Origin of the sequence: Actinosynnema sp. NPDC023587, from assembly GCF_040640215.1 — a bacterium.
GTDB lineage: Bacteria > Actinomycetota > Actinomycetes > Mycobacteriales > Pseudonocardiaceae > Actinosynnema.
On record NZ_JBFABG010000001.1, the window covers coordinates 196,334 to 218,618 of the forward strand.

Here is a 22,285-nt window from a genome sequence, read left to right on the forward strand (position 1 = left end):
TACCCGAACCCCTAACGGGCGGGAAGGTGACCCGCGCCACTTCCCCCCAACAGCGCAAACCCCAGACCCCTGAGCCACCCAAATCCACACGCACCGCTACCCCGCACGGCACTCAGGTGACCCACCCACCCCCGCCCCCACCGCACGGGCCCGGTACTCTCCCCGTTGCGCCCTCGTAGCTCAGGGGATAGAGCATCGGTTTCCTAAACCGTGTGTCGCAGGTTCGAATCCTGCCGGGGGCACTCACCTTTCGCCGGGTGAATCAGGCCCTGAGCAGCGGAAACGCGCTCAGGGCCTGATCTTTTCAGTCAGTCGCCGTCAGCCGGAATCCGCCCCTGCCTGCCGCCCTCCGCGAAGCCACTGCGGAACGATGTCGGCCCCTCGGAGTCGCTCCGAGGGGCCAACGTGGTCGTCAGGGCTCAGCGATGCGACTTCGCACCCTTGGGGTGGACCTTCCCTTTGACGAACTTGCCAGTCAACGTGCGACCACCAGCCAACTTGCGGACCATGCCACTGGGTTGCCGGAGAGCGGCTGCGGCAACCTTTCGCGTCTGCTCACGCCGTGAAGCGGGCGCACGCTTCTCCACCACCACCGTCTCCGCGACTACCTTCTCGATCTTCGCGAGACGTCGATCGATGCTACGTACAACTTCTTGACCAGCAGTTACGTGGGCTCCGGAGATGGCTTGCTCGATGATCTCCCTCACCAGGGCGGTGTACCGCTGCCCCTGGGCTTGAGCGAGCGACTTGAGCGCGTCTACGACATCGGATGGCAGACGTAGCGAAGTGGTCTTCATCGGCCGCGGGTCAACCCACTCACCGTGCTCCATCTCGGCAGACGTGTCATGGGTGTCGTAGTACTCCGCTAGAGCTTCAAGCTCTTCGGCCGGCCTCGGCAGGGCACTGCTCTTCGTCGTCCTCGTCGTCCTGACCTTCATCGTCACCGTGCCTTCCGCTGGAAGGTCTTCTTTTCGTCGAACGTCATGTCTCGGGCTGTCACGACGAAGGCTTCACTCTGGTCGTCAACAGCCACAACGAACAAGTAGCGCCCCGAGTAGGTACGGCCGTAGATCAAGAACTTGCCGTCTCCACCCTTCACTCGGTAGTAAGGACGCTCAAGGATGGCCTCTCGCACCTCGTCGAGTGTCACGTTGTGGCGTGCGATGTGCTCTACCGACCATGGATGGTCCTTGACGTCCCGGAACACCATCCAAGTGTAATGCGATCGCATTGCGTTGTCATCAGCACTATGCGCAACGAACTGTGACTATCTGTAGTTATAGCTGCTCCGGCAGCATGTCAGTCTTTTTGTGGATGACTCTCGTTGCTCGTCGACGCACTTCGCGTACACCTTGGGCAGCACGTCCATCGAGTGCCCACCCCTCCGCCACCTCAGTGGCCGAGACACCGCCGTTGAGCATGAGCGCCACTGCGGCGTGCTGAAGCGGGATTGCGGTGTGCGTGCACCCGGCGCACCGGGTGAGCCTGCCGGTGATGGCCGAACCCGTTGACGTGCTGGCAAAGGTGTACGGCGGCAAGCCCGCTGCCGTGGCCGGAGTGCACAACCGGGCGGCGGTGCCGAGGGGCGGATGACCGCATGCATTGGCGCGGTGGTTGCGCGACCAGGCGGGGATCGTGGTGTCGTCGGTCGTGCCCTACGAACGATCATGGCGGCGTTGGCGGACGTGGTTCCGTGGCCGTGCATTCCGGCCAACACCGACCGCGCGAGATGACGCGCACGTGCTCGACGCGGGACGGTGGCTCACTCGCAGGCGGTGCCGTCCTTGTCGTTGTCCAGGCGGTAGACGTCTGCGCCACGGACCTGGATCGGGCCGCTGACGTAGGCCGGGCCGTCGCCGCTGCCGCCGGCGCAGTCGACGTCGGACGCGATGGGCACGCAGCCGCTGTAGTTGGGGTGACACGCCGGCTCGGGCACGGCGGCCGGTGGCGGGGCGGGCGGCTCGGTCTTCGGCTGCACGGCGGGCGGCTGCGTTACCTGGGGCGGTGGTGCGGGAGCGGCGGTGGTCGTGGTCGTCGTGGCGGCAGTGGTTGTGGTGGTCGTCGTGGTGGTGGTGGTGGTTGTCGTCGTGGCGGTAGTGGTGGTTGTGGGGGCCGTGGTGGTCAGGTTTGCGGCTGTGGGGGTTGTGGGGCTGCCCGCGTTGGCGATGGCCGCGATGAACACCACGGCCGCCACGGCGGCACCGGCGATCCACGCGGGGCGGTTCTTCGCGAACGGCGACGGGCGGGCCTGCGCCGCGTAGGCCGGTACGGCGTGGGCCCCCGTGATCTGGGCTCCAGCGAGCTGGGCTCCTACGACCTGGGCTCCCGTGGCGTGGGTCGGTGCCTGCGGCGGGAACGTGGCTGTGGGCGGGTCCAGCGGGAGGGTCAGGTTGCCCTCGTGGGGCAGGCGGAGGAGGACTTCGGCACCTCGGACACCGGCCTGGATGAAGGCTTCGCACCCGGCGCGACCGCCCCGGGCCGCGAGCTGCACCAGCAGCGGCGCGTACCGCTGGGACATCAGGTGGGTGAGCTCGCCGACCCGTTGGCCGTCCAGCCGGACCTCGATGGCGCGCTCGCCGCGGTACTTGCCGGCCGAGATCGTGGTCCACGCTAATTCGACCGCCACGTGCCTGCGCATCCCCGGTGCGACCGGGTACCGGGACAGCTCGGCCTGGTGGTCCTCCTCGCGGGTCACGGTGACCGCGGTTTCGGAGCCCAGCATCACCAGGCCATGGGACGAGTTCTCGATCACGGCGTGCTCCAGACGCTCAGGACGTGTGGTCTGAGCATCGGCCGACCGGGGGATGACCGTTACGCCGCCGGACACGAAGCGGTAACGACGGGCGTGACGGCACGGTGGAATCCGGCGGCAGGAAGCCAAAAGGCCCCCGGACGTCTCCGGGGGCCTTTCGAGACTGAGCGGGACGGCCGTCGCCGTCTCCCTCGGCGCGACGCCGGGACTGCTGCCGATGGCAGGGTCTGGCGCGATCGGTGACCGGGCCGCGCGGCAGTCAGATCAGCCGACGCGCCACAGGGCGGGCACGTTCGGCGGCTCCCAGCCGGGCTGGGCGGTGTGCGCTTGGAGGCACACGTAGCTGACGCCGCCGTAGGTCACTGCCGTGCCCGCGGTGTAGCCGCTGCCCGCCGCCCACGTGCCACCAGGGGGAACCGTGGTGGTCGTCGTGGGACCGGTCGGCTTGGTCGTGGTCGACGTCGGCCGGGTGGTGCTCGTCGACTGCTGGATGTTGAGCACGAAGTCGTACTGACCTTCGCGGCCCTGCCCGACGTTGCGCATCGTCATGAGGAGGCGCGGGTCGTAGATGGTGTCCGTGTTGTTGCGCGGCTCACCGGGGAAGTACAGCTGCGTGGTCAGCACGCGACCACCGGGGGCCTGCGCCTTGACGTGGATGTGCCGGGTGCGGCCGGGGTACAGGCCGGGCACGATCGTGGTCAGGGTGAACTTGCCCGACGCGTCGGTGAACTGGTGGCCGCGGAACTTGAAGCCGGTGTTGTCGTACACACCGTTGTTGTCCGCCTGCCAGAAGTCCAGGAGCACGTTCGCGATCGGCTGGCAGCGCAGCCCGAACACGTAACCGGTGACCGTCAGGCGGGTGCCGACCGTGCCCGCGTCGACCAGCGACGAGCGCTGCGGCGAGTTCGGCTTGAAGTACGGCCCCTCGGTCTGCGCCGGCGTCGGGTCGTCGCCGTCGTCGCACTGGGGGGTCGGTTCGAGCTGTCCGCCCGTGCTGGGGATCGTGCGTGCCAGAGCGGGCACACCCATCAGCGCGGCGGGCACCGCGACGCCGGCCGCGAGGGCGGCGCGCAGGACCGGCCTGCGGCTGAAGCTCCGGGAATCGGGTGATTCCTCGGTCGTGCTCTGGTCGCCGTCCATAGGCGTATTCATGCCTGCTCCTCGTGGGGGATGGGCGGTCTCGGGAATTCATAACGAACCTATGGAGACGCTCCGGCGCGGACGATGGACTGGGACGGTGGGTCGTGGTGTATCTCGTGGTCGGTCATAACTGTGAACGGCGTCACCCCCTGCCGGAGTGCGCACATCGCCGGTGCGCCGGAAGTCCCCGGGGCTCACCCCGGTCTCCCGGCGGAAGAACCGGCAGAAGTACGCGGGATCGGCGAAGCCCACCCGGCCCGCGATCTGCCGCACGGTGAGGTCCGTCCGGGCCAGCAGCCGCTTCGCCTCGCTGGCCCGCGCCTCGCGGACGAGTTCCGAGGGCGTCCGGCCGGTCGCGGCCTTGACCGCCTCGGTGAGGTAGCCGGGGGTGACGCCGATCCGCTCCGCGTACGCCCGCACGGACCACAGGTCGACGTCGGGACGGCCCGCGAGGCGGGCGAACTCCTCGGCCACCGCGCCGGTCCGGGCGGGCGGCGACGCGCTCGGCGTCTCCGGCAGCCGGGCCGCGCGCACGATCAGCACGTGCAGCAGGGACCGCAACACGGACTCGACGCCCTCGGCGCGCTCCCGGTACTCCTCGTCCAGTTCGCGGACCAGCTTCACCAGGCCGGCGTGGGTGGCGTCCTCCAGGGTGAGCCAGGGCCGTTCGCTCAACCGCCGCAGCAGCTCCCGGTCCCCCGGGTGGTCGATCAGGAAGTCGTCGGTGAACAGGATGACGAAGCCTTCCAGCTCCCGCGTGTCCACCCAGTGGTGCACCTGCCCCGGCGCGATGGCGCACAGGTGGGGCGGTCGCAGCTCCCAGCGGGCCAGGTCCACGACGTGGGTGCCGACGCCGCCGGTGACGAGCACGATCTCGTGGAACGTGTGCCGGTGCGGGAAGTTCGCGCTCGACATCGGCCCGATCGAGTCGAAGGTGCCGATGGCGAACGGCAGGGCGTTGGGCACCGGCACCTCCAACCGGTGCATCGGCAGCTCACCCACCCGGGGCGTCTGGCAGGGCGTCCCCGGTAACACGGTGGTGCCACGCATTTTTCGTCCTTTCGCCACCGGACCGAAGGTCCAGACCAATCGTTGGTGAAAACACGATGGCATGACGGAGGCCCACGGGGAACACAACGGGGGCAGCGGGTATCTCCGTGCCTGGTGGGGTGTCCGGTTGCCGGACGGCGACCGTCTCGAAATGCGCGCACCGGGCGTGAAGGTTGTTCACCTCACCCCCGGCGCACCGGTTCAGCCCCCCATCCGCCGGCGCAGCTCGGCGATCAGCTCCTCGTCGCTCAACTGGCCGGGATCGGGCCTCGTCCGGCGCAACGCGGCCTCCTCCCGGGTGATCAGCCCGGCCGCCACCATCACCTCCAGCGGACCGGCGTCGAACAGGGCCGCGATGGCCCGCGCCGACTCCAGGGACGCCTTGCCGCCGCGCTTCCAGTCGCTCAGCCGGCTGCGGTCGACCCCCGCGCCGCGCGCCAGGTCGCCGGTCGTCAGACCCCGGTTGGCGAGGTTCTCCTCCAGGTAGGTCCACCAGGCCGACGGGCCGTTCTCGGGTTCGGTCATGCACGCCATGTTAGTCGCGTGCACGCAACGTTCGCAACGCACCCCAAACCCCTCCGACCTCGCCCGGAGAACAGGACGGCCGCCGCGTCCACGCAACCGCACTAGGGTTGTGCACACATGACAGACGTCCGGTGCGCACACATCACAGCGGAGGCGGCGATGCCGAAGACCATCAGGCTCCGCGCGCAGGCCTTCGCCAAGGCCGCGCGACTGGCGGGGTTCCACTCGGACTACGCGCTGGCCAAGGCCATGGAGGTGAACCGCTCCACGGTGGCCCGGGTGCTCAACGGGGAGCTCCAGCCGGGCCCGGCGTTCATCGGCGGCGCGCTCGCCGCGCTGACCCCCATGCAGTTCGACGACCTCTTCGAGGTGGTGTCGCGGACGGACCGGGATGACTGAACGTCACCCCGGGGCCGGCGATTCGGCGGTAGTCGCGAGTACCCCCACCGGGGGAGACTGCGTGATCATCAGAGACGGATCGGCGGCGTGACCCGAGGTGACCGGCGGCCGGTGCACGACGATCGGCCGACGCCCGCGCGGCGGACCGGGAAGGACGGCGGCAGGTGAGCGAGCAGGGCAGGCGGTTGCTGCGGGACGTGCTGCGGGCGCGGCACGTCCTCGGCCACGACGTCCCGGACCCCGGGCCGCCGAACGGACCACTGCCGCTGGAGGACGCCGACGACGTGCGGCGGTGGTTCGCCGAGCACCGGGACGACGTGGTCGCCGCGATCCGGGTCGGCGACGACACGGCGGTCGAGCTGCTGGCCCACGCGTGGCACGCGCTGCCGGCGGACGTCGACGGGCGCTGGCCGCTGGAGCTCTACGACCGCGCCGCGCCGCTGGCCGCCGCGCTGCCCGCGTCCGGACCGCTGGCGGCGGCGTTCCGGGCGGGCGCGGAGGTGTTGCGGGGCCGTGGGTCGCTGCGCCCGGCCGCCGCGCTGGGGATGCGCGAACTGGCCGTCTGGCGGCACCTGGACGACCCGGAGCCGACCGTGGACGCCCTGCACGCCCTGGCCGCCACCTACCGCGCCCAGGGCCGGTTGCACCGGGTCGTCGGTTGCGCGGACGAGGTGCTGGAACTGCGCGTGCGCCACGGCGACCAGGACGCCGTCGCCCGCGCGCTGACCGACCTGGGCTCGCTGATGATCGAGGCGGACCGGCTGGGCACCGCGGTCAACTACCTGACCCGGGCGGTCAAGGCGTGCGAGGGCGGGGGGCCCGTCCCGGACCGGGCCCGCGCGCAGGTGCTGCTCGGCCGCGCGCTGTGGCTGTCCGGCGACGAGGGCGCGGGCCGTCGGTGGCTGCGCCGGGTGCTGCCCGACCTGGCCGACGACGACGCGCGCGCGGTCCGGGAGCTGCTCGACCTGCCCGTCGGCGCGCCGCCCGGGTCGGTTCCGGAGCAGGGCCACCAGGAGCGGGGTCAGCGGGCCGAGCGCGGGCTTCGCCCCTGACGTGCACCGGGGTCGCGGGTCAGGGCAGCGCGGTGGTGTCCGGGTTGTCCACGAGCAGGCGCAGCACGTCCCGGCACACGAACACCCGCCGGTAGTCGCGCGAGTCCCACGGGACGAGGATTCCGCGCTCCACCAGCCGGCGGGTGAGGTCGGTGGCGGCCTTCGTGGTCACCTGGTGGCGCTCGCGCAGCGCCCGGTGGTCGACCACGGGGAAGCCGATCAGGTCGGCCGCCACCTCGGGCAGCACGCCGGTGCGCGGCAGCAGCCGGGCGTACCGCTCGGCGAGGTCCGCCAGCAGGCCGACCAGCCGTAGCTGCGCCAAGGCCTGGTCGCGGACCGCGCACGCGAAGAACTCGACCCAGGGGTGCACCGACCCGGTGTCGACCACCGCGCGGATCTCCTCCTGGTACTCCGGCAGCGCGTCGTCCAGCCACACCGACAACGGCAGGAGCTGGTCGCGCAGCAGCCCGGCGCGCACCACCTCCAGCACCGAGAACGCGCGGGCGACGTGCCCGCTGACGGACGAGAACGGTTGCAGCACTTCGAGTTGGTAGTGCGCGAGCGCGATCTTGGCGATCCTCGGCTGCTCGCGCTCCTCGCGCACCCACGTGGACCACTGCTCCAGGTGCGCCACGAGGTGCGCGTTGGGCGCGGTGAGCAGGTACGCGCGTTCGCGGTTCACGCCGAGCACGCCCGGTTCGCGGCGCAGCACGTCGCGCGGGGCCGCGTCGGGGCGGCCGACCGTGATCGCGGCCAGCCGGCCGAGCAGGTCGGCGTCCACCGCGCCACCCCGCCGGACGTGCTCGGTGCCGTGGTCGTAGGCGGCCAGGTGGGGTGCGAGCAGCTGCACCGGCGCGGACCGGTCGGTCGGCGGCGGGCCGTGCGCGGCGACGAGGTCGGCGGCGAACGCCTCGCGCAGCCCGATCACCGTCCCGGTCAGGCCGGCGGACGCCGCCGCGTCGCGGACCTGGGTGGCGCGGACCAGGCCCGGCCGGACGCGGAGCCGGTCAGCGGCCTCGTCCAGCCGGCCCAGGGCGTGCTCGGCCTCGGCCACCAAGCGGTAGGTCACCGCCGGCAGCGGCAGGTGGGACGGCAACGGGGGCGGCAGGTACGCGCCTTCGCGCCGGAGGTGCTCGGGGATGCCCGGGAGCTCGGGGACCGGAGCCCACTGCCCTGGCGGCAGGGGTGGGGCGTTCATGGCGAGCAGCATCTACCAAGTGAAGTGAATGCGCAATACGCTTCACCTGCTCAATCACGATCAATGGACGGAATTCCGGCGGGCTTCCGTTCAGGCCGGTCGGTACTATTCCTCGACAGCTCGGTTATCGCCCTGACGGACCACCCGGTCGTACCGCCGAGGACATTCCGCAGAGCTGCGGCCGACCATTCGAGGCCCCTTGTGCCGGACTGTGCCGAGGACGACGAGGGGCGGCCTCGCTGCGCGAAGACCCTTGTCCCCTCGGCTGGTCCTCCGCTCGCTGCCCGACCGGACGCGCCCGCGGGCTCCATTCGGCCCCTCCCCGCACCGTTGCCGAACTGCGTGACCGAGGTCACTCATTACCTCTGGGTACGACTCGTACCAGCGACGTCGCCGACGGCACCGACATATTCCGCAGGTCTTTGTTCACAGTCGGGAGAAATACCTCGAAAAGCCAGGTGAGCGGCTGTTAACGTCGTTTCGGACGCCACCCGCCAGGCGTCGTTACGGTCGAATCCGACATTCTGGGGAGAACTGCCATGACGAAGCTCGCCCGTGTCCTGACCACCGCCGCAGCGGCTGCCGCGGCCACCCTCTCGCTCGGCGCGGGTGCCGCGCAGGCCGCCGCCGACCCGGTCTACCTGATCACCACGGATTCCTCGACCTGCCACCAGATCGGCACGAACGGCGTCGCCGGCAACGTGTTCGTCAGCTACGAGTGCCGGAGCGGCGTGGCCGGCTACAGCGTGCTGGTGCAGCCGACCCACGCCACGTTCTCCAGCGTCTACCTCGCCACGCTGTCGTCCGCGCAGTGCAACACCCTGGGCAACAACGGTGTGAGCGGTGGCGTCTGGTCGTCCTTCAACTGCCAGCTCGGCGTGGCCGGCTACAGCGCGCAGGTCACCAACTGAATCACCGGTCGCGCCCCGGGCACCTCTCGTGCCCGGGGCGCGACCGCGCGCGTCGGGTCCACCGAGGGGCGCTTCGCCGGCGGTGCGCGCTGCTCGGCGTGAGTGGAGCGGAGTCGGGGCTCAAAAGCGTTGGCACAGGCCGGTTCCCGCGTGGCGCGGAGCGACCGGGGGGTGGCCGGCGCGAAGGTCGGATGCGGCCGACCTTCGCGCCAGAGGCGACGAACACGGAGTTCCGCTTTGAGCGTCACGGAACCGGCAACAGGCGCGGAGCCGGTTCCCGCTGCGTCTCCAGGTCAGGTTCGTCGGCGAGGGACACGTGCCGCCCCTCATCCCGTTCCGGAGAACGGGCCGTCGGTTCAGGCGATCCGGTCGTCGGGCAGTTCGAGCAGCTCGTCGAGCACGCTCGTCGCCGGCCCGCGCCGTCGCCAGGAAAATCTGGTGGGGGACAACACATTCATCTCGTCGGCCGGCATCCGCATCGCCACCACGTCGTCCTCGGTGTGCAGGCGGACGACGTCGATCACCGCGTCGTGCGCGCGGACGCCGACCACCGCCGCGAGCTCGCCCCGCGCGTCCCGGGGGTGGAGGAACTGGAAACCGCGCTCGATCAGTTGGCGCAGTTGGAACGAGGTCCGCACCGCGACGTCAGCCGGCGAGGTCATCGAATTCCCCGTCCCTGGCACCGGCCACGAAGGCCGCGATCTCCGCTCGGGTGTAGACGAGAGCGGGACCGTCCGGGAACCGGGAGTTGCGCATCGCGATCTCGCCGTTCTCCAGCGCGGCGAGTTCGACGCAGTTGCCATAAGCTCCGCTGCGCGCGCTCTTGCGCCAGGTCACGTCCGGCAGCTTGGCCGCGGACATGCCGTTGCGGGCCTTGAAGGCCATCGACATCACCTACCCCACGCGACGGGATGCATCTGCACGTGCATCTGGCTGTGCACGGACCGTAGCACTCCGTGAAGCACGGGTAAATGCACGTGCAGATGCAGACGGCGAATCTCCCCCGGACGGAGGAGTGCTACAGGGCCGCTCGGACCTTCAACAGCATCTGCCTACTGCGGTCCGGCGTCTCCGCGTCGACGGTCAACCGGTCGAAAACCCGGCTGTAGACCTCAAGTTCTTCCAGTTTGTCCAGGTAGAGCGCGCCGGCCAGGTGTTCGAGGTAGACGATGTCCGGCAAATCGGGTTCGCCGAACCGGAGCATCGTGAAGGGGCCTTCCGCCGCGTAGCCGCTCAACTGGTACGGCACGATCTGGAGGGTGATCGGCGCTTCCTTGGTCACGGAGAGCAAGTAGTCGATCTGGTCGAGCAGCACCTGACGCCCGCCGATCGGGCGGTGCAGCACCGATTCGTCGATCACCGCCCACAGTCGTGGGGCACCGGGCCGGAACATCACCTTCTGCCGCTGCATCCGCAGCGAGACCCGGCGCTTCACCGGCGGTCCGGCCAGCTCGGGCCGGCCGTGGCTGGCGATCGCCATCGCGTACGCCTCGGTCTGGAGCAACCCCGGCACGAACTGCGTTTCGTAGGTCAGGATGCGGGACGCCGCCTCCTCCAGGCCGACGTAGTCCTGGAACCAGTCCGGCATCAGGTCGGTGTACCGGTGCCACCAGCCGGGCGCGTTCGACCGGCGGACCATCGCGAGGAACTTGTCCCGCGCGTCCGCGTCCGTCATCCCGTACATGGTCAGCAGGTCCGAGACGTCGCGCTCCTTCAGCCCGACCCGGCCCAGCTCCATCCGGCTGATCTTCGACTCCGAGCCCCGGATCGCGTAGCCGGCGTCCGCGCGGCTGATCTCCGCGCCCTCCCGCAACCTGCGGAGCTGCGAGCCGAGCACGATGCGGAGCGCGGTGGGGCCGCTGTCCCGCTCGGCGGCCGAACCCTCGGGGTCACCAGTGGCCATCGCTGATCCTCCCGATCGTTCTCACTCGTGCGAAGCCCGTCCACCCGAACAGCGGTTGCGCCCGGACGGCGCGAAATCGCATCGTCACTGAACGTACACCGCTGATCTTCCTCCGTCCGCCGCACACCGCCCACTCACACGTTGAGCCCAAGCGCTTACGCTGAGTGCGCTGTGTCGCGGTGCACCACCACCGCCCTCTCCCCTCCCCACTGCGAGGTCACCAATGCCGGGACCGTCCTCGGACATCGCCGCCCCCGTCTACATCGACACCACCAAAGCCAGCATTGCCAGGGTCTACGACGCTTTCCTCAACGGCAAGGACAACTACGAGATCGACCGGGAGGTGCTGCGCCGGGTCCAGCAGGTCGCGCCGGAGGCCGCCACCCTCGCGGTCGACAACCGGTCGTTCCTCATCCGCGCCACGCGGTTCGTGGCCAGCCAGACCGGCATCACCCAGTTCTTGGACTGCGGTTCCGGCCTGCCCACCGCCGAGAACACCCACCAGGTGGCGCAACGCATCCAGCCGGACGCCCGGGTGGTCTACGTCGACAACGACCCGGTGGTGCTGGCCCACGGCCGCGCGCTGCTGGAGGAGAACGACCAGACCCACTTCTCCGCGGCGGACATCTTCAACCCCCGGCAGATCCTCCAGGACCCGGTGGTGCGCAAGCACATCGACTTCAGCCAGCCGCTGGCGCTGTTCCAGCTCGGTACGCTGCACCACTACACCGGCACGTCACCGACGCCGACCGAGATCATGGCCGAGTACATCGAGGCGCTGCCGTCGGGTTCCTTCGTGGCGATCAGCCACTTCATGGACCCGGAAACCGAGGAGCACTCGGCGATCGCGCGCCGGATGGAGGAGACCTTCCTCCACTCCCCCATGGGTTCCGGCCGGTTCGCCACCCGCTCGGAGCTGCTCGGCTTCTTCGACGGCCTGGAGCTGGTGGACCCCGGCCTGGTGATCTGCGCGGACTGGTGGCCGGACGGCCCCCGGCTGCGGAAGCTCGACGCGGTGTCCTACTGCATCGCGGGAGCGGTCGCCCGCAAGCCGTAGCGGTCGCCACGAGGGGCGGTGGCCCCGCGTCGAGCGTCGTGCCATGTGCGGATGGCACGACGCCCCCGCAAGACCCGCCGACCTTCCGTCCACAGTGGACTGCCGATATACCCGGGGACGCCACCGCGTCGCGGCAGCGCCCCGGACCTCACCGGGTGAGGAAGTCGACCAGGACCGGAGCGGTGACGTCGGCCTTCACCATGTGCGTCTGGCCGTCGAGCACCTTCAGCTCCCCGTCGGGCAGCGCCGACGCCAGGAACGCCTGGGAGTTGCGCAGCCACTCCGGGCTCTTGCCGCCCGCGATGACCAGCCCCGGTGCCGTCGCCCCGGCCCACCGATCGGCGGCCGGCACGACCCCGCGCTGGAGCTCCCCCACCACCGCCAGGTCGTGGGACAGCGTGTGCGCCACGCCCTTCAGCTTCTTCCACATCGGCAGGACCGGCATCAGCGCGACGAAGAGGCCGGGCGTGCCGACGAACTTCATGAACATCTTCACCGCGTCGCCCGGACGGCCGTCGGCCACCGCGCGGCTCGTCCGCTGCCGGAAGTCGGCGGGCAGCGGGTCCCGCGTGCCGTCCACGATCATCGGCGACTCGTAGACCGCGAACCGGTCTGCGGCGACGCCCCGGTGCACCGCCTCGGCGACCAGCGCGCCGCCGGACGACATGCCGAACAGGTGCGCCCGACCGCCCGCCGCCCCGATCAGCGCGGCGATGTCCTCGACCTCCCGCGCCACGTCGTACGGCCCGGTGTCGCCGCTCTCGCCGCGACCGCGCCGGTCGTAGGTATAGACCGTGAAGTCCGGCGCGAGTTCCCGCGCCAACCGCGCGGCGGGGCCGAACCGCCGGTAGCACATCGCACCGTCCACGATGATCAGCGCGGGCCCGGCACCCGTCCTGGTGTAGGCGATGGTGGTGCCGTCGGCGGACGTGACCTGTCCCATGTTCGTGCTTCTCCCTCAGATCTCGGCGCGCAGCTTCAGCGCGATCGCGGACACCCAGAGCCAACTCACCACGGCCACCGCGTACAGCAGCACCGTTCCCCACTCCGAACCCAGGAACGCCACGGGCACCACCGACAGCACACCGGTCGCCGCGCAGTACCACGACCACCCGCCGTGGAACCGCCGGGCGAACACGAAGCACGCCGCGACCAGCGCCGGGAACGCCGCGAAGAACGCCACGCCGTGCAAGGTCCCGTGCCACGACAGGACTTCCGGCGGCCCGTCCGGCGCGCCGACCGGGAACCCGAACGCCGGGTCGGCCACGAACACGCCGCCGCCGACCATCCCGATCGCGAAGATCCCCAGCAGGACCGGGCCCCCCGTGCCGCCGCGCTGCCCGGCGAGTGCGCGCCGCACCCCGAAGGCCATGGCCAGGAACAGCAGTCCGGTGAGGACGAAGTTCGCGATCTGCACCCAGCCGCCCTCGCCGAGGGAGAGGAAGCTGAACGGGTGCCGCGCCAGGTCGAAGCCGTCCCGGGTGAACGCCTGGGCGAACCCGGTGACCAGGTACAGCGGCCCGGCGAGCGCCCCGCAGCCCAGCAGCAGCCCGGTGACGCCGGTACGCGAACCGGTGCGCGGCCCGGGGGCCGGCGCGGTCATGACAACCCGCCCAGCCAGGAGGACCAGGAGCGCTCGTCGCGACCGTCGTCGGTGAAGACGTGGTGCATCGCGATCAGCCCCCCGTTGAAGCCCTGGAAGAACCGGTACATCGCGTCGGGCGTGCGAATCCCGACCGTCTGCGCGTTGGCGTAGTAGACGACGCCGGGGATGCCGTCGACCGCCACCGCGTCGCCGCGTCGCGGTGCGTCCGCCAGGCCCAGCTCGCGGTGCAGCGCGGTCCACAGCGCGGGCCAATCCCGGACCGGCGGGCCGAACGCGGTCACCGGGCGCGCGGTGCGGCCGGTGAAGTGCTCCAGGTACTCGACCAGGGTGCGCCGGAACATCGTGCCGCCGGCCAGCATCGCCTCGAACTCGTCGTGCCAGTCGTCGCCGGGCAGGAACCCGCTGGTGACCACGCGGAGCACGGTGCTGCCCCGCTCCCGGCCCTCGACCAGGAACTCGTAGGCCAGGAACCGGCCGTCGGGCTCCCGTTCGCCGCCGAAGGCCAGGTGCCGGCCCGGTTCCCACGCGGTGACGCCCTGCCGGGGCTCGTAGTGGCCGAACGCGCCCTTGACCGCGACGCCGGCCTCGACCTCGTTGCTGCCCATGAACCACGAGTCGATGCCGGGCCCGGTGGCGATGGCCTCCCAGACCTGCTCGGGCGTGACGCCCGCCAGTTCGACCTCGTCGGTCTCCTCGAACGCGTGCCCCATCAGGACTCCTTCGGAATGCTGGGGTGCACGGCGACGACGACGCGGTGCGCCCGTCCACCCCCGGTCGTCTCGTCGTGGTACTTCGCGACCAGCCCGGTCACCGCCGCCGCCAGTTCCTCGGCGAAGGCCGCCCGGTCCGTCGCGGTGGCGAACCGGACCTCGCCGTCGAGGGCGAAGGTCGCCACCCTCCGGCCCGCCTTGGCGGACCCGGTGAGCAGGTTGCCCACGTCGCGCACCAGCCGCGCCGCCACCGCGAGCAGCCACCGCGCCGAGAGCCGGTCCGGTGACCGCTCCGGGTCGGGCTGCACGGCGGCCAGCGCCATCGGCGAGATCACGTAGGACGCCGCCGTGGCGCGCATGACCCGTTCGGTCATGTTGCCCTTACGGCGCTCCTCGGCGAGCTCGACCAGGCCGTGCCGCTCCAGCGCGCGCAGGTGGTAGTTGACCTTCTGCCGGGGCAGCCCCACCTTGGCCGCCAGCGTGGTCGCCGAACCCGGCTCGACCAGCTCGGCCAGCAGCCGGGCCCGCACCGGGTCCAGCGTCACCTCGGCCGTGGCCGGGTCTTCGATCACCGCTACGTCAAGCACGGGGCAACCCTCGCACCGACGAATTATTTTGTCAAGACAACTCGATTTGTCGGTGAGGACGGCGCGGGCCGCGTGGTCAGCGTTCGGTGCGGGGTCGGTCAGCGCGGTCGGCGAAGGTCGGCGCATGGTGGAAGCACAGGTCAAGCGGAGTTGGTGGCGGCGGCATTGGGTGCTGCCGCTGGGGGTCCTGGTCGCCGCGTTCGTGGCGTTCTCGCTGCCGAGGTACCTGACGCTCGACCCCGCGCGGACCCGGGTGCCCCAGCCCGGCGACCACACCTGGCACTACCCGTTCCTGGTCGGGCACGTGGTGTTCGGGTCGATCGCGATCCTGGCCTGCGTGCTCCAGATCTGGCCGTGGCTGCGGCGGGAGCACCCCGTCTGGCACCGGCGCGCCGGCCGCGCCTACGTGTTCGCGGGCGTGCTGCCCGCCGGCGTGCTCGGCGTGGCGATCGGCGCGGTCAGCCCGTTCGGCCCGGTGAACCAGGCCGGCAACGTCCTGATGGGGCTGCTCTGGCTCGGTTTCACGATCACCGGCCTCCGGATGGCGCGACAGCGGCGCTACGCCGACCACCGGCGCTGGATGTTACGCAGCACCGCGCTCACCCTGTCGATCATCAGCAACCGGTTCTGGGCGGCCGGGCTGGGGCTCGTCCTGCCCGACCGGCTGGACACCACCTTCGGCGGCAGCGAAGTCGCCCTGCTCCAGGCCATCGCGGGCACCTCCGCGTGGCTGGGCTGGGTGCTGCCCCTGCTGGCCGTCGAGTGGTGGCTCGACCGCAGCCGGCCGGGGCGGCGTCAGCCGGTGAAGAGCCCCGGCAGGCCCGGGGTGGACGGCTGAGACTCGAAGTCCAGCAACTGCCGCTTGCGGGCGATCCCGCCGCCGTAGCCGGTCAGGTCGCCGCCGGAACCGACCACCCGGTGGCACGGCACGATGATGCCGATCGGGTTGTGCCCGTTGGCCAGGCCGACCGCCCGCGCGGCGGTCGGCCGGCCGAGGGCCACGGCCACCTGGCCGTACGACCTCGTCTCCCCGAACGGGATCGAGCGCAGCGCCGTCCACACCGAGCGCTGGAACGGCGTGCCCAGCAGGTCCAGCGGCACGTCGAACGCGGTCCGCGCACCCGCGAAGTACTCCGCCAACTGCTCGACCACGTCGCCGAACAGCGAAGCGTCCCGCGCCCCGAAGCTCTCCTCGGCCGGCCGGTACCGCTGCTCCGTCATGTACAGCCCGGACAGCACGCCGTCCCGGGCCACCAACGTCAACAGCCCCACCGGGCTGTCGACCACCGTGTGCGCCACCACCGCGAAGTTCCTCTCAGGCCGGCAACCGGTTGACCGCGTGGTCCCCGGTCGCCCACAGGTATTGGACCGCGTACGCCCGCCAGGGACGCCACGCGCGTGCTCGGGCGACCAGCGCGCCCGGTGTGTCCGGCATCCCCGACGCCCGCGCGGCGACCCGCACGCCGAGGTCGCCGGGGATGAACGCGTCGGGGTCTCCCAGTGCGCGCATCGCGATCATCTCGACGGTCCACGGCCCGAACCCCGGCAGCGCGTGCAGCTCGGCGCGCGCCTTCGCCCAGTCCGCGCCGACCCCGAGGTCGACCGCGCCGGAGGCCAACGCGCCCACCAGCGCCGAGAACGCCGCCTTGCGCGCTTTCGGCATGGCCAGCACCGCCGGGTCGAGCGACAGCAGCTCCTCGGGCGTGGGGAACAGGTGGGTCAGGCCGACGTCGGTGATCGGCGTGCCCGCCGCCGCCACGATCCGCCCCGCGTGCGTCCGCGCCGCCGCCGTGGACACCTGCTGGCCCAGCACCGCCCGCACGGCGAACTCCGCCGGGTCGGGGGTGCCCGGCACCCGGCGGCCGGGGTCCTCGTCGACCACGGCGCGCAGGTCCGGGTCGGTCCGCAGCCGGTCGTCCACCGCGACCGGGTCGGCGTCCAGGTCGAGCATCCGCCGGCACCGGGCGATGGCGATCGACAGGTCCCGCAGGTCGGTCAGCGCCAACCGGCACGCCACGTGGTCGGGCTGCGGGCTCAACGCCACCACGGCGTGCCCGTGCGGCAGCCGCAACGTTCGCCGGTACGCGCCGTCCCGCCACTCCTCCACCCCCGGCACGGCGGTCGCCGCGAGGTGCCCGAAGAGGTTGTCCGGGCACAGCGGCGCGCGGAACGGCAGGCGCAGCGACAGCACGCCGGGCGTGTCCACCACGGTCCGCCGCCGCGTCCGCAGGTCCGTGGGCGAGAGGGCGAACACCGAGCGCACGGTCTCGTTGAACGCCCGGATGCTGGCGAAGCCGGCCGCCAGCGCCACCTCGGCCATCGGCAGGGTGGTCGTCTCGATCAGCAGCCGCGCGGTCTGCGCCCGCTGCGCGCGGGCCAGCGCGAGGGGTCCCGCGCCGAGTTCCGCGAGCAGTTGGCGTTCGACCTGGCGGACGCTGTAGCCGAGCCGGGCGGCCAGTCCCGGGACGCCCTCCCGGTCGACCACCCCGTCCGCGATCAAGCGCATGGCCTTGGCCACCGAGTCGGCGCGGTGGTTCCACAACGGGGAACCCGGACTGGCGTCGGGTCGACACCGCTTGCACGCCCGGAATCCCGCTTGTTGGGCCGCCGCCGCGCTCGGGTAGAACCGCATGTTCTCGACCTTGGGCGGGGCCACCGGACAACTCGGGCGGCAATAGATGCGCGTGGTCAGGACGGCGGTGAAGAACCACCCGTCGAACCGCGCGTCTTTGGACCGCACGGCCCGCACGCACCGTTCCGCGTCTTCGTGCACGTGATCCAGCATCGGTCAACGCCAGGCCGTTGGCCGGCGGAAATTCGACATCGAGGGGTCTCCCGGTCAGGTCGCACAGCGCTGTGCCGACCCCGTCCGGGCGGGCGGCGGGACGGCGGGCGGGAGCCGGCCTCACCTCGGCCCGATCCCGGCCGTGCCCGTCGAGCACGGTCCGCGGGATCGGGCAGGCCCGCACCGCACCGGCCCTCACGGGCCGTGACCGGCACGGGACCGGTCACACCGCGGTCGAACCCGGCCGACGTGGCAGGTCGCCGCGCCGTTCCACCGACCCGGCCGGCTCGGAGCACGCCGCTGAGAAGACCCCCAGGACCCCTCAGCGGCGGGCGGTGCGGCTCGTGCGCCGGTGGCCGGCGAACCCACTCGGACCGGTCCCTCCGCACAACCCGACGACCTCGGCGGAACGTCCTGGGCAGCTTGGCAGCGCGAGTCGTTAGGGTGGACCGCCTGGTGCTCCACCGGTCGACAAACGACCTGTTCACGCGCTCACATCCGGTTTTCCGGTCCGGAAGGCCGGACCCGAGGAGGTCAGCCGCGAATGGCTGGTTCTGGTCAGGGGTCGGGGCCCCGCGCCATTTTCGCCGAGCGGTTCGCGCTGCTCTACGCGGAGGCCGGCGACCCTCCCCTGAAGCGGGTGACCGAGTCGGTGGGGCGCGCCCGGCGGACCGACGAGCGGGGCCGCCCGGTCCGCGCGACGGCGCAGCGGGTCAGCGACTGGCGGCGGGGCCGCAACGTGCCCGCCCGGTTCTCGGCACTCTCGGTAGTCCTCGAAGTCCTCATCGGCGAGGCCCGCAAGACCCGGCCGCAGCCGCCGGCGGCCGGTTTGTACGACCTGCGGGCGTGGCGCGCGCTGTGGGAGGAGGCGCTGTCCAGCCCGGCCACCGCGCCCGACGACGAGGAGCCGCCGAGCTCCGACGAGATCGGCGTCTGCCCCTACCGGGGCCTGGCCGCCTTCCAGCCCGAGGACTCGTCCTGGTTCTTCGGCCGGGAGCGCAGCACGGCCGCGCTGGTGTCCCGGTTGAGCGCGTCCGCCGATTCCGGTGGAATAGTCGTGCTGGTCGGCGCGTCGGGTGCCGGTAAATCGTCCCTCGTCCGCGCCGGGGTGATTCCGGCCATTCGCGCCGGCGCTGTGGCGGTACCCGGCTCGGAACGCTGGCCGGCCATCGTGGTGACACCGGGGGCGGACCCGGTGAAAGAACTGGTGCGCCAAATCCCGGAATTGTCCGAGGCGCTCGGGAGAACGCTGGAGGAAATCGCCCACCACCACCCCCCGGACGGTCCGGAGACGTTCCTCGGGCAGGCGTCGCCGGCGGTGCCGCGGTTCGCGGCGCAGATCCGGGCCGCGTTCGCCGACCACGCGGCCCGGCACGGCGGCGAGCGCGTGGTGGTCGTGGTGGACCAGTTCGAGGAAGCCTTCACGCTGTGCGGTGACGAGACCCTGGTCCAGGTGTTCGTGCAGGCCCTGCACGTGGCGTGCACGCCCGCCGGGCCCGGTGACGTCCCGCCCGCCGTGGTCGTGCTGGGGGTCCGGGCCGACTTCTACGGCCGCTGCCTGGCCTTCCCGGAGCTGGCCGACGCGCTCCAGGAGCGCCAGATGGTGCTCGGCCCGATGACGTCCGCCGAGCTGCGCGAGGCCGTGTCGCGCCCGGCCAAGGCGGCGGGCCTGCAACTGGAGCCGGGGCTGATCGAGCTGATGTTGCGCGACCTCGGCGTGCGCAGCGGGCGGGCGCAGGGCCGGACCGGCCAGGGCGCATACGACGCGGGCGCGCTGCCGCTGCTCTCGCACGCCCTGCTGGCCACCTGGCAGCGCCGCGCCGGCGGCAAGCTCACCATCTCCGGCTACCGCGCGGCGGGCGGCATCCAGGGCGCGGTCGCGGCGACCGCCGAGCGCGCGTGGGCCGACCTCGCCCCGGACGCCCAACTGGCCGCCCGCCCGCTGCTGCTGCGCCTGGTCCGGGTCGGCGAGGACACCCAGGACACCCGCCGCCGGTCCACCCGGCACGAGCTGGTCGACCAGGCCGCGAACCGGGCGGCCGGCGAGGAGGCGCTGGAGGTGCTGGCCCGCGCCCGGCTGGTCACCCTGGACGCGGGTTCGGTGGAGATCACCCACGAGGCGCTGCTCCAGGCGTGGCCCCGGCTGCGGAGCTGGATCGACCAGGACCGGGAGGGCCAGTTGCTGCGCCAGCGGCTGGAGGAGGACTCGGCGACCTGGGCCACCCAGGAGCGCGACCCGTCGCTGCTCTACCGGGGCGCGCGGCTGGAGACCGCCCGGCACTGGGCGGACGCGGCCGGTCCGGGCGGCCTCACGGGGGTGGCGCAGGACTTCCTGTCGGTGTCCACGCAACACCGCCGGCGCGCGCTGTGGGGCCGGCGCAGCGCGGTGGTGGTCGTCGTGGTGCTGGCGATCATCGCCGCCACGGCGGCCGTGCTCGCCGTGCGGCAGCGCGACGACGCGGTGTTCCGGCAGGTCGTCGCGGAGGCCGACCGGCTCCAGGAGACCGACCCGTCGCTGTCGGCGCAGCTCGACCTGGTCGCGCAGCGGATCCGACCGGACGACCAGGAGGTCTACACCCGCATCCTGTCCACCCAGGGCACGCCGCTGGCCACCCAGCTCGTCGGCCACGAGGGCGCGGTCTACCTGACCTCGTTCTCCGCCGACGGCGACACCCTGGCCACCGCGTCCTACGACTCCACCGTGCGGCTGTGGGACCTGCGCGACCGCGACAACCCCAAGCCGCTGGGCCCGCCGCTGCGCGGGCACCGGAGCTGGGTGAGCTCGGCGGTGTTCAGCCCGGACGGCGGCACCCTGGCCACGGCCGGCGACGACGGCACGGTCCGGCTGTGGGACGTCGCCGACCCGAGCCGCCCGCGCGCCCTCGGCCAACCCCTGGTCGGCGACCACGGCACCGTCTACCTGGTCGCGTTCACGCCGGACAGCAAGACCCTGGTGACCGCCAACGAGGACCACACCGCCCAGTTGTGGGACGTCACCACGCCGGCCGCGCCGAGCCCGCTGGGCGCGCCGCTGGGCCTGCACTCCGGCCAGGTGCGGTCGGTGGCGTTCAGCCCGGACGGCCGGGTGCTCGCGGTCGGCGGCGACGACCGGACCGTGGTCCTGTGGGACGTCGCGGACCGCACCCGGCCCCAACCGCTGGGCCCGCCGCTGGCCGGGTTCGACGGGATCGTCCGGTCGGTGGCGTTCAGCCCCGACGGCCGGGTGCTGGCCACCGGCAGCGACGACCGCACCATCCGGCTGTGGGACGTGGCCGACCCGGCGGCGGCGCGACCGCTCGGCCGTCCGCTGACCGACCACGACGGCCCGGTCTGGTCGGTGGCGTTCAACCGGGGCGGTCGGGTGCTGGCCAGTGGCAGCAGCGATGGCACGGCCCGGCTGTGGAACGTGACCGACCCGGTCCACCCGCTGGCCATCGGCCAGCCGCTGACCGGGCGCAACGGCACCATCTACGCGGTGGCGTTCAGCCCGGACGGGTACCGGCTGGCCACCGGCAGCCAGGACACCGCGGTGCGGCTGTGGTCGCTGCCCAAGACGGTGCTGATCGGCCACTCCGGGCGGACCGTCGGCCCGGTGTTCACCCCGGACGGGCGGCGCATGGTCACCGGCAGCCGCGACCGGACCATCCGGGTGTGGGACCTGGCGGACCCGCACGAGCCGCACAGCGCCGCGTCGGCGCGGACCGACGACGACGCGGGCGTGTGGGGGCTGGCGATCAGCCCGGACGGCCGGACGCTGGCCAGCGTCAGCGACAAGGCCGTCCGGCTGTGGGACCTGTCCGACCCCGGCCGGGTGCGCCCGCTGGGCGGACCGCTGGAGCTGCGCACCCGGTACAGCGCCCCGGTGGCGTTCAGCCCGGACGGCAGGGTGCTGGTCACCGGGTCGAACGACGATTCGGTGCAGTTGTGGGACCTCACCGACCGGGACCGGCCCCGGCCGCTCGGCGGACCGCTGGTCGGGCACAGCGGGTACGTGCACTTCGCGGTGTTCACGCCGGACGGGAAGTCGTTGATCACCGGGAGCGCGGACCAGACGGTGCGGCTGTGGAACGTGTCCGACCCGGCGGCGGCGCAGCCGCTCGGCCACCCGCTGGGCGGGCACGCGGGCGCGGTGCGGGCGGGCGCGGTCAGCCCGGACGGGACCGTGCTGGCGACCGCCGGCGACGACAAGTCGATCCGGCTGTGGGACCTGTCCGCGCCGTCCCGGGTCCGCCCGATCGGCACGCCGATGACCGGGCACGTGGAGGCGGCCGTGACGATCGCGTTCAGCCCGGACGGGAGGACGCTGGCCAGCGGCGGGGACGACCGGGCGGTCCGGCTGTGGGACGTGCGCGACCTGCTCCGCCCGCACCCGCTGGGGCAGGCGCTGACCGGGCACGACGCCGGGTTGCAGGACGTCCGCTTCACGCCGGACGGGCGGATGGTCGCCTCCACCGGCCTGGACGGCACGGTCCGGCTGTGGGACCTGGACCAGCAGCGCGCGATCGGCCGGGTCTGCGCGAAGACCAAGGGCGTGCTGCCGGAGGAGCTGTGGCGCAAGCACCTGCCCCAGTTGGACTACGAACCGGTGTGCCCGTAGGGGGTCCGAACCG

At 72.1% G+C, this 22,285-nt stretch carries 22 protein-coding genes and 1 tRNA gene; 7 read left to right on the top strand and 16 right to left on the bottom strand.

Annotated elements, in window-relative coordinates:
- Positions 1 to 169 precede the first annotated feature (169 nt).
- Positions 170 to 242, top strand: a tRNA-Arg gene (locus tag AB0G01_RS00975).
- 177 nt (positions 243 to 419) lie between these two features.
- Here AB0G01_RS00975 and AB0G01_RS00980 read toward each other — a convergent pair.
- The 6 genes from AB0G01_RS00980 to AB0G01_RS01005 all read right to left on the bottom strand — a co-directional run bounded on the left by AB0G01_RS00980 (position 420) and on the right by AB0G01_RS01005 (position 5,467).
- Positions 420 to 944 carry a hypothetical protein gene (locus AB0G01_RS00980; RefSeq protein WP_360938036.1) on the bottom strand — a complete coding sequence of 175 codons (525 nt, stop codon included), beginning with the start codon at positions 942 to 944 and terminating at the stop codon, positions 420 to 422.
- Complete coding sequence (locus tag AB0G01_RS00985) at positions 941 to 1,207, bottom strand: hypothetical protein (protein WP_360938039.1); 267 nt, start codon at positions 1,205 to 1,207, stop codon at positions 941 to 943. Before AB0G01_RS00985 ends, AB0G01_RS00980 begins: the two co-directional genes overlap by 4 nt.
- Before the next feature lie 555 nt (positions 1,208 to 1,762).
- Positions 1,763 to 2,752 carry a hypothetical protein gene (locus AB0G01_RS00990; RefSeq protein ID WP_360938042.1) on the bottom strand — a complete coding sequence of 330 codons (990 nt, stop codon included), beginning with the start codon at positions 2,750 to 2,752 and terminating at the stop codon, positions 1,763 to 1,765.
- Positions 2,753 to 3,016: 264 nt separating this feature from the next.
- Positions 3,017 to 3,892 (bottom strand): carbohydrate-binding protein, encoded by an 876-nt coding sequence (locus AB0G01_RS00995; RefSeq protein WP_360939829.1) that lies wholly within the window; start codon positions 3,890 to 3,892, stop codon positions 3,017 to 3,019.
- Positions 3,893 to 3,940: 48 nt separating this feature from the next.
- The gene (locus tag AB0G01_RS01000; protein WP_360938045.1) at positions 3,941 to 4,942 is read right to left on the bottom strand and encodes an AraC family transcriptional regulator; all 1,002 of its coding nucleotides are present in this window, start codon (positions 4,940 to 4,942) and stop codon (positions 3,941 to 3,943) included.
- A gap of 201 nt (positions 4,943 to 5,143) precedes the next feature.
- Complete coding sequence (locus AB0G01_RS01005; RefSeq protein ID WP_360938048.1) at positions 5,144 to 5,467, bottom strand: helix-turn-helix transcriptional regulator; 324 nt, start codon at positions 5,465 to 5,467, stop codon at positions 5,144 to 5,146.
- 159 nt (positions 5,468 to 5,626) lie between these two features.
- On the opposite strand from AB0G01_RS01005, the gene AB0G01_RS01010 reads away from it, so the two are divergent.
- On the top strand, positions 5,627 to 5,866 hold the full coding sequence (locus tag AB0G01_RS01010) for a transcriptional regulator (RefSeq protein ID WP_360938051.1): 240 nt from the start codon (positions 5,627 to 5,629) through the stop codon (positions 5,864 to 5,866).
- Positions 5,867 to 6,030: 164 nt separating this feature from the next.
- Positions 6,031 to 6,918, top strand: a complete 888-nt coding sequence (locus AB0G01_RS01015) for a tetratricopeptide repeat protein (RefSeq protein WP_360938053.1) — start codon at positions 6,031 to 6,033, stop codon at positions 6,916 to 6,918.
- Positions 6,919 to 6,937: 19 nt separating this feature from the next.
- Here the strand turns inward: AB0G01_RS01015 and AB0G01_RS01020 are convergent, their stop codons facing one another.
- Positions 6,938 to 8,116 (bottom strand): hypothetical protein, encoded by a 1,179-nt coding sequence (locus AB0G01_RS01020; protein WP_360938056.1) that lies wholly within the window; start codon positions 8,114 to 8,116, stop codon positions 6,938 to 6,940.
- Positions 8,117 to 8,655: 539 nt separating this feature from the next.
- Between AB0G01_RS01020 and AB0G01_RS01025 the strand changes: the two genes are divergently transcribed.
- The gene (locus AB0G01_RS01025; RefSeq protein WP_360938059.1) at positions 8,656 to 9,027 is read left to right on the top strand and encodes a hypothetical protein; all 372 of its coding nucleotides are present in this window, start codon (positions 8,656 to 8,658) and stop codon (positions 9,025 to 9,027) included.
- A gap of 356 nt (positions 9,028 to 9,383) precedes the next feature.
- Here AB0G01_RS01025 and AB0G01_RS01030 read toward each other — a convergent pair whose 3' ends face one another.
- The 3 genes from AB0G01_RS01030 to AB0G01_RS01040 form a co-directional block, all read right to left on the bottom strand.
- Entirely contained in the window at positions 9,384 to 9,689 is a 306-nt protein-coding gene (locus AB0G01_RS01030) for a hypothetical protein (RefSeq protein WP_360938062.1), read from the bottom strand.
- On the bottom strand, positions 9,673 to 9,912 hold the full coding sequence (locus AB0G01_RS01035) for a DUF397 domain-containing protein (protein WP_360938065.1): 240 nt from the start codon (positions 9,910 to 9,912) through the stop codon (positions 9,673 to 9,675). The genes AB0G01_RS01030 and AB0G01_RS01035 overlap by 17 nt, the downstream gene beginning before the upstream one ends.
- Positions 9,913 to 10,045: 133 nt before the next feature.
- Complete coding sequence (locus AB0G01_RS01040; protein ID WP_360938068.1) at positions 10,046 to 10,930, bottom strand: helix-turn-helix transcriptional regulator; 885 nt, start codon at positions 10,928 to 10,930, stop codon at positions 10,046 to 10,048.
- Positions 10,931 to 11,153: 223 nt separating this feature from the next.
- On the opposite strand from AB0G01_RS01040, the gene AB0G01_RS01045 reads away from it, so the two are divergent.
- Positions 11,154 to 11,987, top strand: a complete 834-nt coding sequence (locus tag AB0G01_RS01045) for an SAM-dependent methyltransferase (RefSeq protein ID WP_360938071.1) — start codon at positions 11,154 to 11,156, stop codon at positions 11,985 to 11,987.
- A gap of 148 nt (positions 11,988 to 12,135) precedes the next feature.
- Here AB0G01_RS01045 and AB0G01_RS01050 read toward each other — a convergent pair whose 3' ends face one another.
- The 4 genes from AB0G01_RS01050 to AB0G01_RS01065 are packed head-to-tail and all read right to left on the bottom strand — an operon-like array spanning position 12,136 to position 14,890.
- The gene (locus tag AB0G01_RS01050) at positions 12,136 to 12,930 is read right to left on the bottom strand and encodes an alpha/beta hydrolase (protein WP_360938074.1); all 795 of its coding nucleotides are present in this window, start codon (positions 12,928 to 12,930) and stop codon (positions 12,136 to 12,138) included.
- Positions 12,931 to 12,945: 15 nt separating this feature from the next.
- Positions 12,946 to 13,590 carry a DUF998 domain-containing protein gene (locus AB0G01_RS01055; RefSeq protein WP_360938077.1) on the bottom strand — a complete coding sequence of 215 codons (645 nt, stop codon included), beginning with the start codon at positions 13,588 to 13,590 and terminating at the stop codon, positions 12,946 to 12,948.
- Positions 13,587 to 14,303 (bottom strand): SRPBCC domain-containing protein, encoded by a 717-nt coding sequence (locus AB0G01_RS01060; protein ID WP_360938080.1) that lies wholly within the window; start codon positions 14,301 to 14,303, stop codon positions 13,587 to 13,589. The genes AB0G01_RS01055 and AB0G01_RS01060 overlap by 4 nt, the downstream gene beginning before the upstream one ends.
- Positions 14,303 to 14,890 carry a helix-turn-helix domain-containing protein gene (locus AB0G01_RS01065; RefSeq protein WP_360938083.1) on the bottom strand — a complete coding sequence of 196 codons (588 nt, stop codon included), beginning with the start codon at positions 14,888 to 14,890 and terminating at the stop codon, positions 14,303 to 14,305. Before AB0G01_RS01065 ends, AB0G01_RS01060 begins: the two co-directional genes overlap by 1 nt.
- Positions 14,891 to 15,014: 124 nt before the next feature.
- Here AB0G01_RS01065 and AB0G01_RS01070 point away from each other — a divergent pair, with 124 nt between their 5' ends.
- Positions 15,015 to 15,728, top strand: a complete 714-nt coding sequence (locus AB0G01_RS01070) for a DUF2306 domain-containing protein (protein ID WP_360938086.1) — start codon at positions 15,015 to 15,017, stop codon at positions 15,726 to 15,728.
- Here the strand turns inward: AB0G01_RS01070 and AB0G01_RS01075 are convergent.
- Both AB0G01_RS01075 and AB0G01_RS01080 read right to left on the bottom strand, forming a co-directional pair.
- The gene (locus AB0G01_RS01075) at positions 15,686 to 16,192 is read right to left on the bottom strand and encodes a methylated-DNA--[protein]-cysteine S-methyltransferase (RefSeq protein ID WP_360938089.1); all 507 of its coding nucleotides are present in this window, start codon (positions 16,190 to 16,192) and stop codon (positions 15,686 to 15,688) included. The two genes, AB0G01_RS01070 and AB0G01_RS01075, sit on opposite strands and share 43 nt — an antisense overlap.
- Before the next feature lie 13 nt (positions 16,193 to 16,205).
- Complete coding sequence (locus tag AB0G01_RS01080; RefSeq protein WP_360939831.1) at positions 16,206 to 17,663, bottom strand: AlkA N-terminal domain-containing protein; 1,458 nt, start codon at positions 17,661 to 17,663, stop codon at positions 16,206 to 16,208.
- A gap of 556 nt (positions 17,664 to 18,219) precedes the next feature.
- Here AB0G01_RS01080 and AB0G01_RS01085 point away from each other — a divergent pair.
- A complete protein-coding gene (locus tag AB0G01_RS01085) occupies positions 18,220 to 22,272 on the top strand; it encodes a WD40 repeat domain-containing protein (RefSeq protein ID WP_360938092.1) in 4,053 nt (1,350 codons plus the stop codon).
- The last annotated feature ends 13 nt before the right edge of the window (positions 22,273 to 22,285 follow it).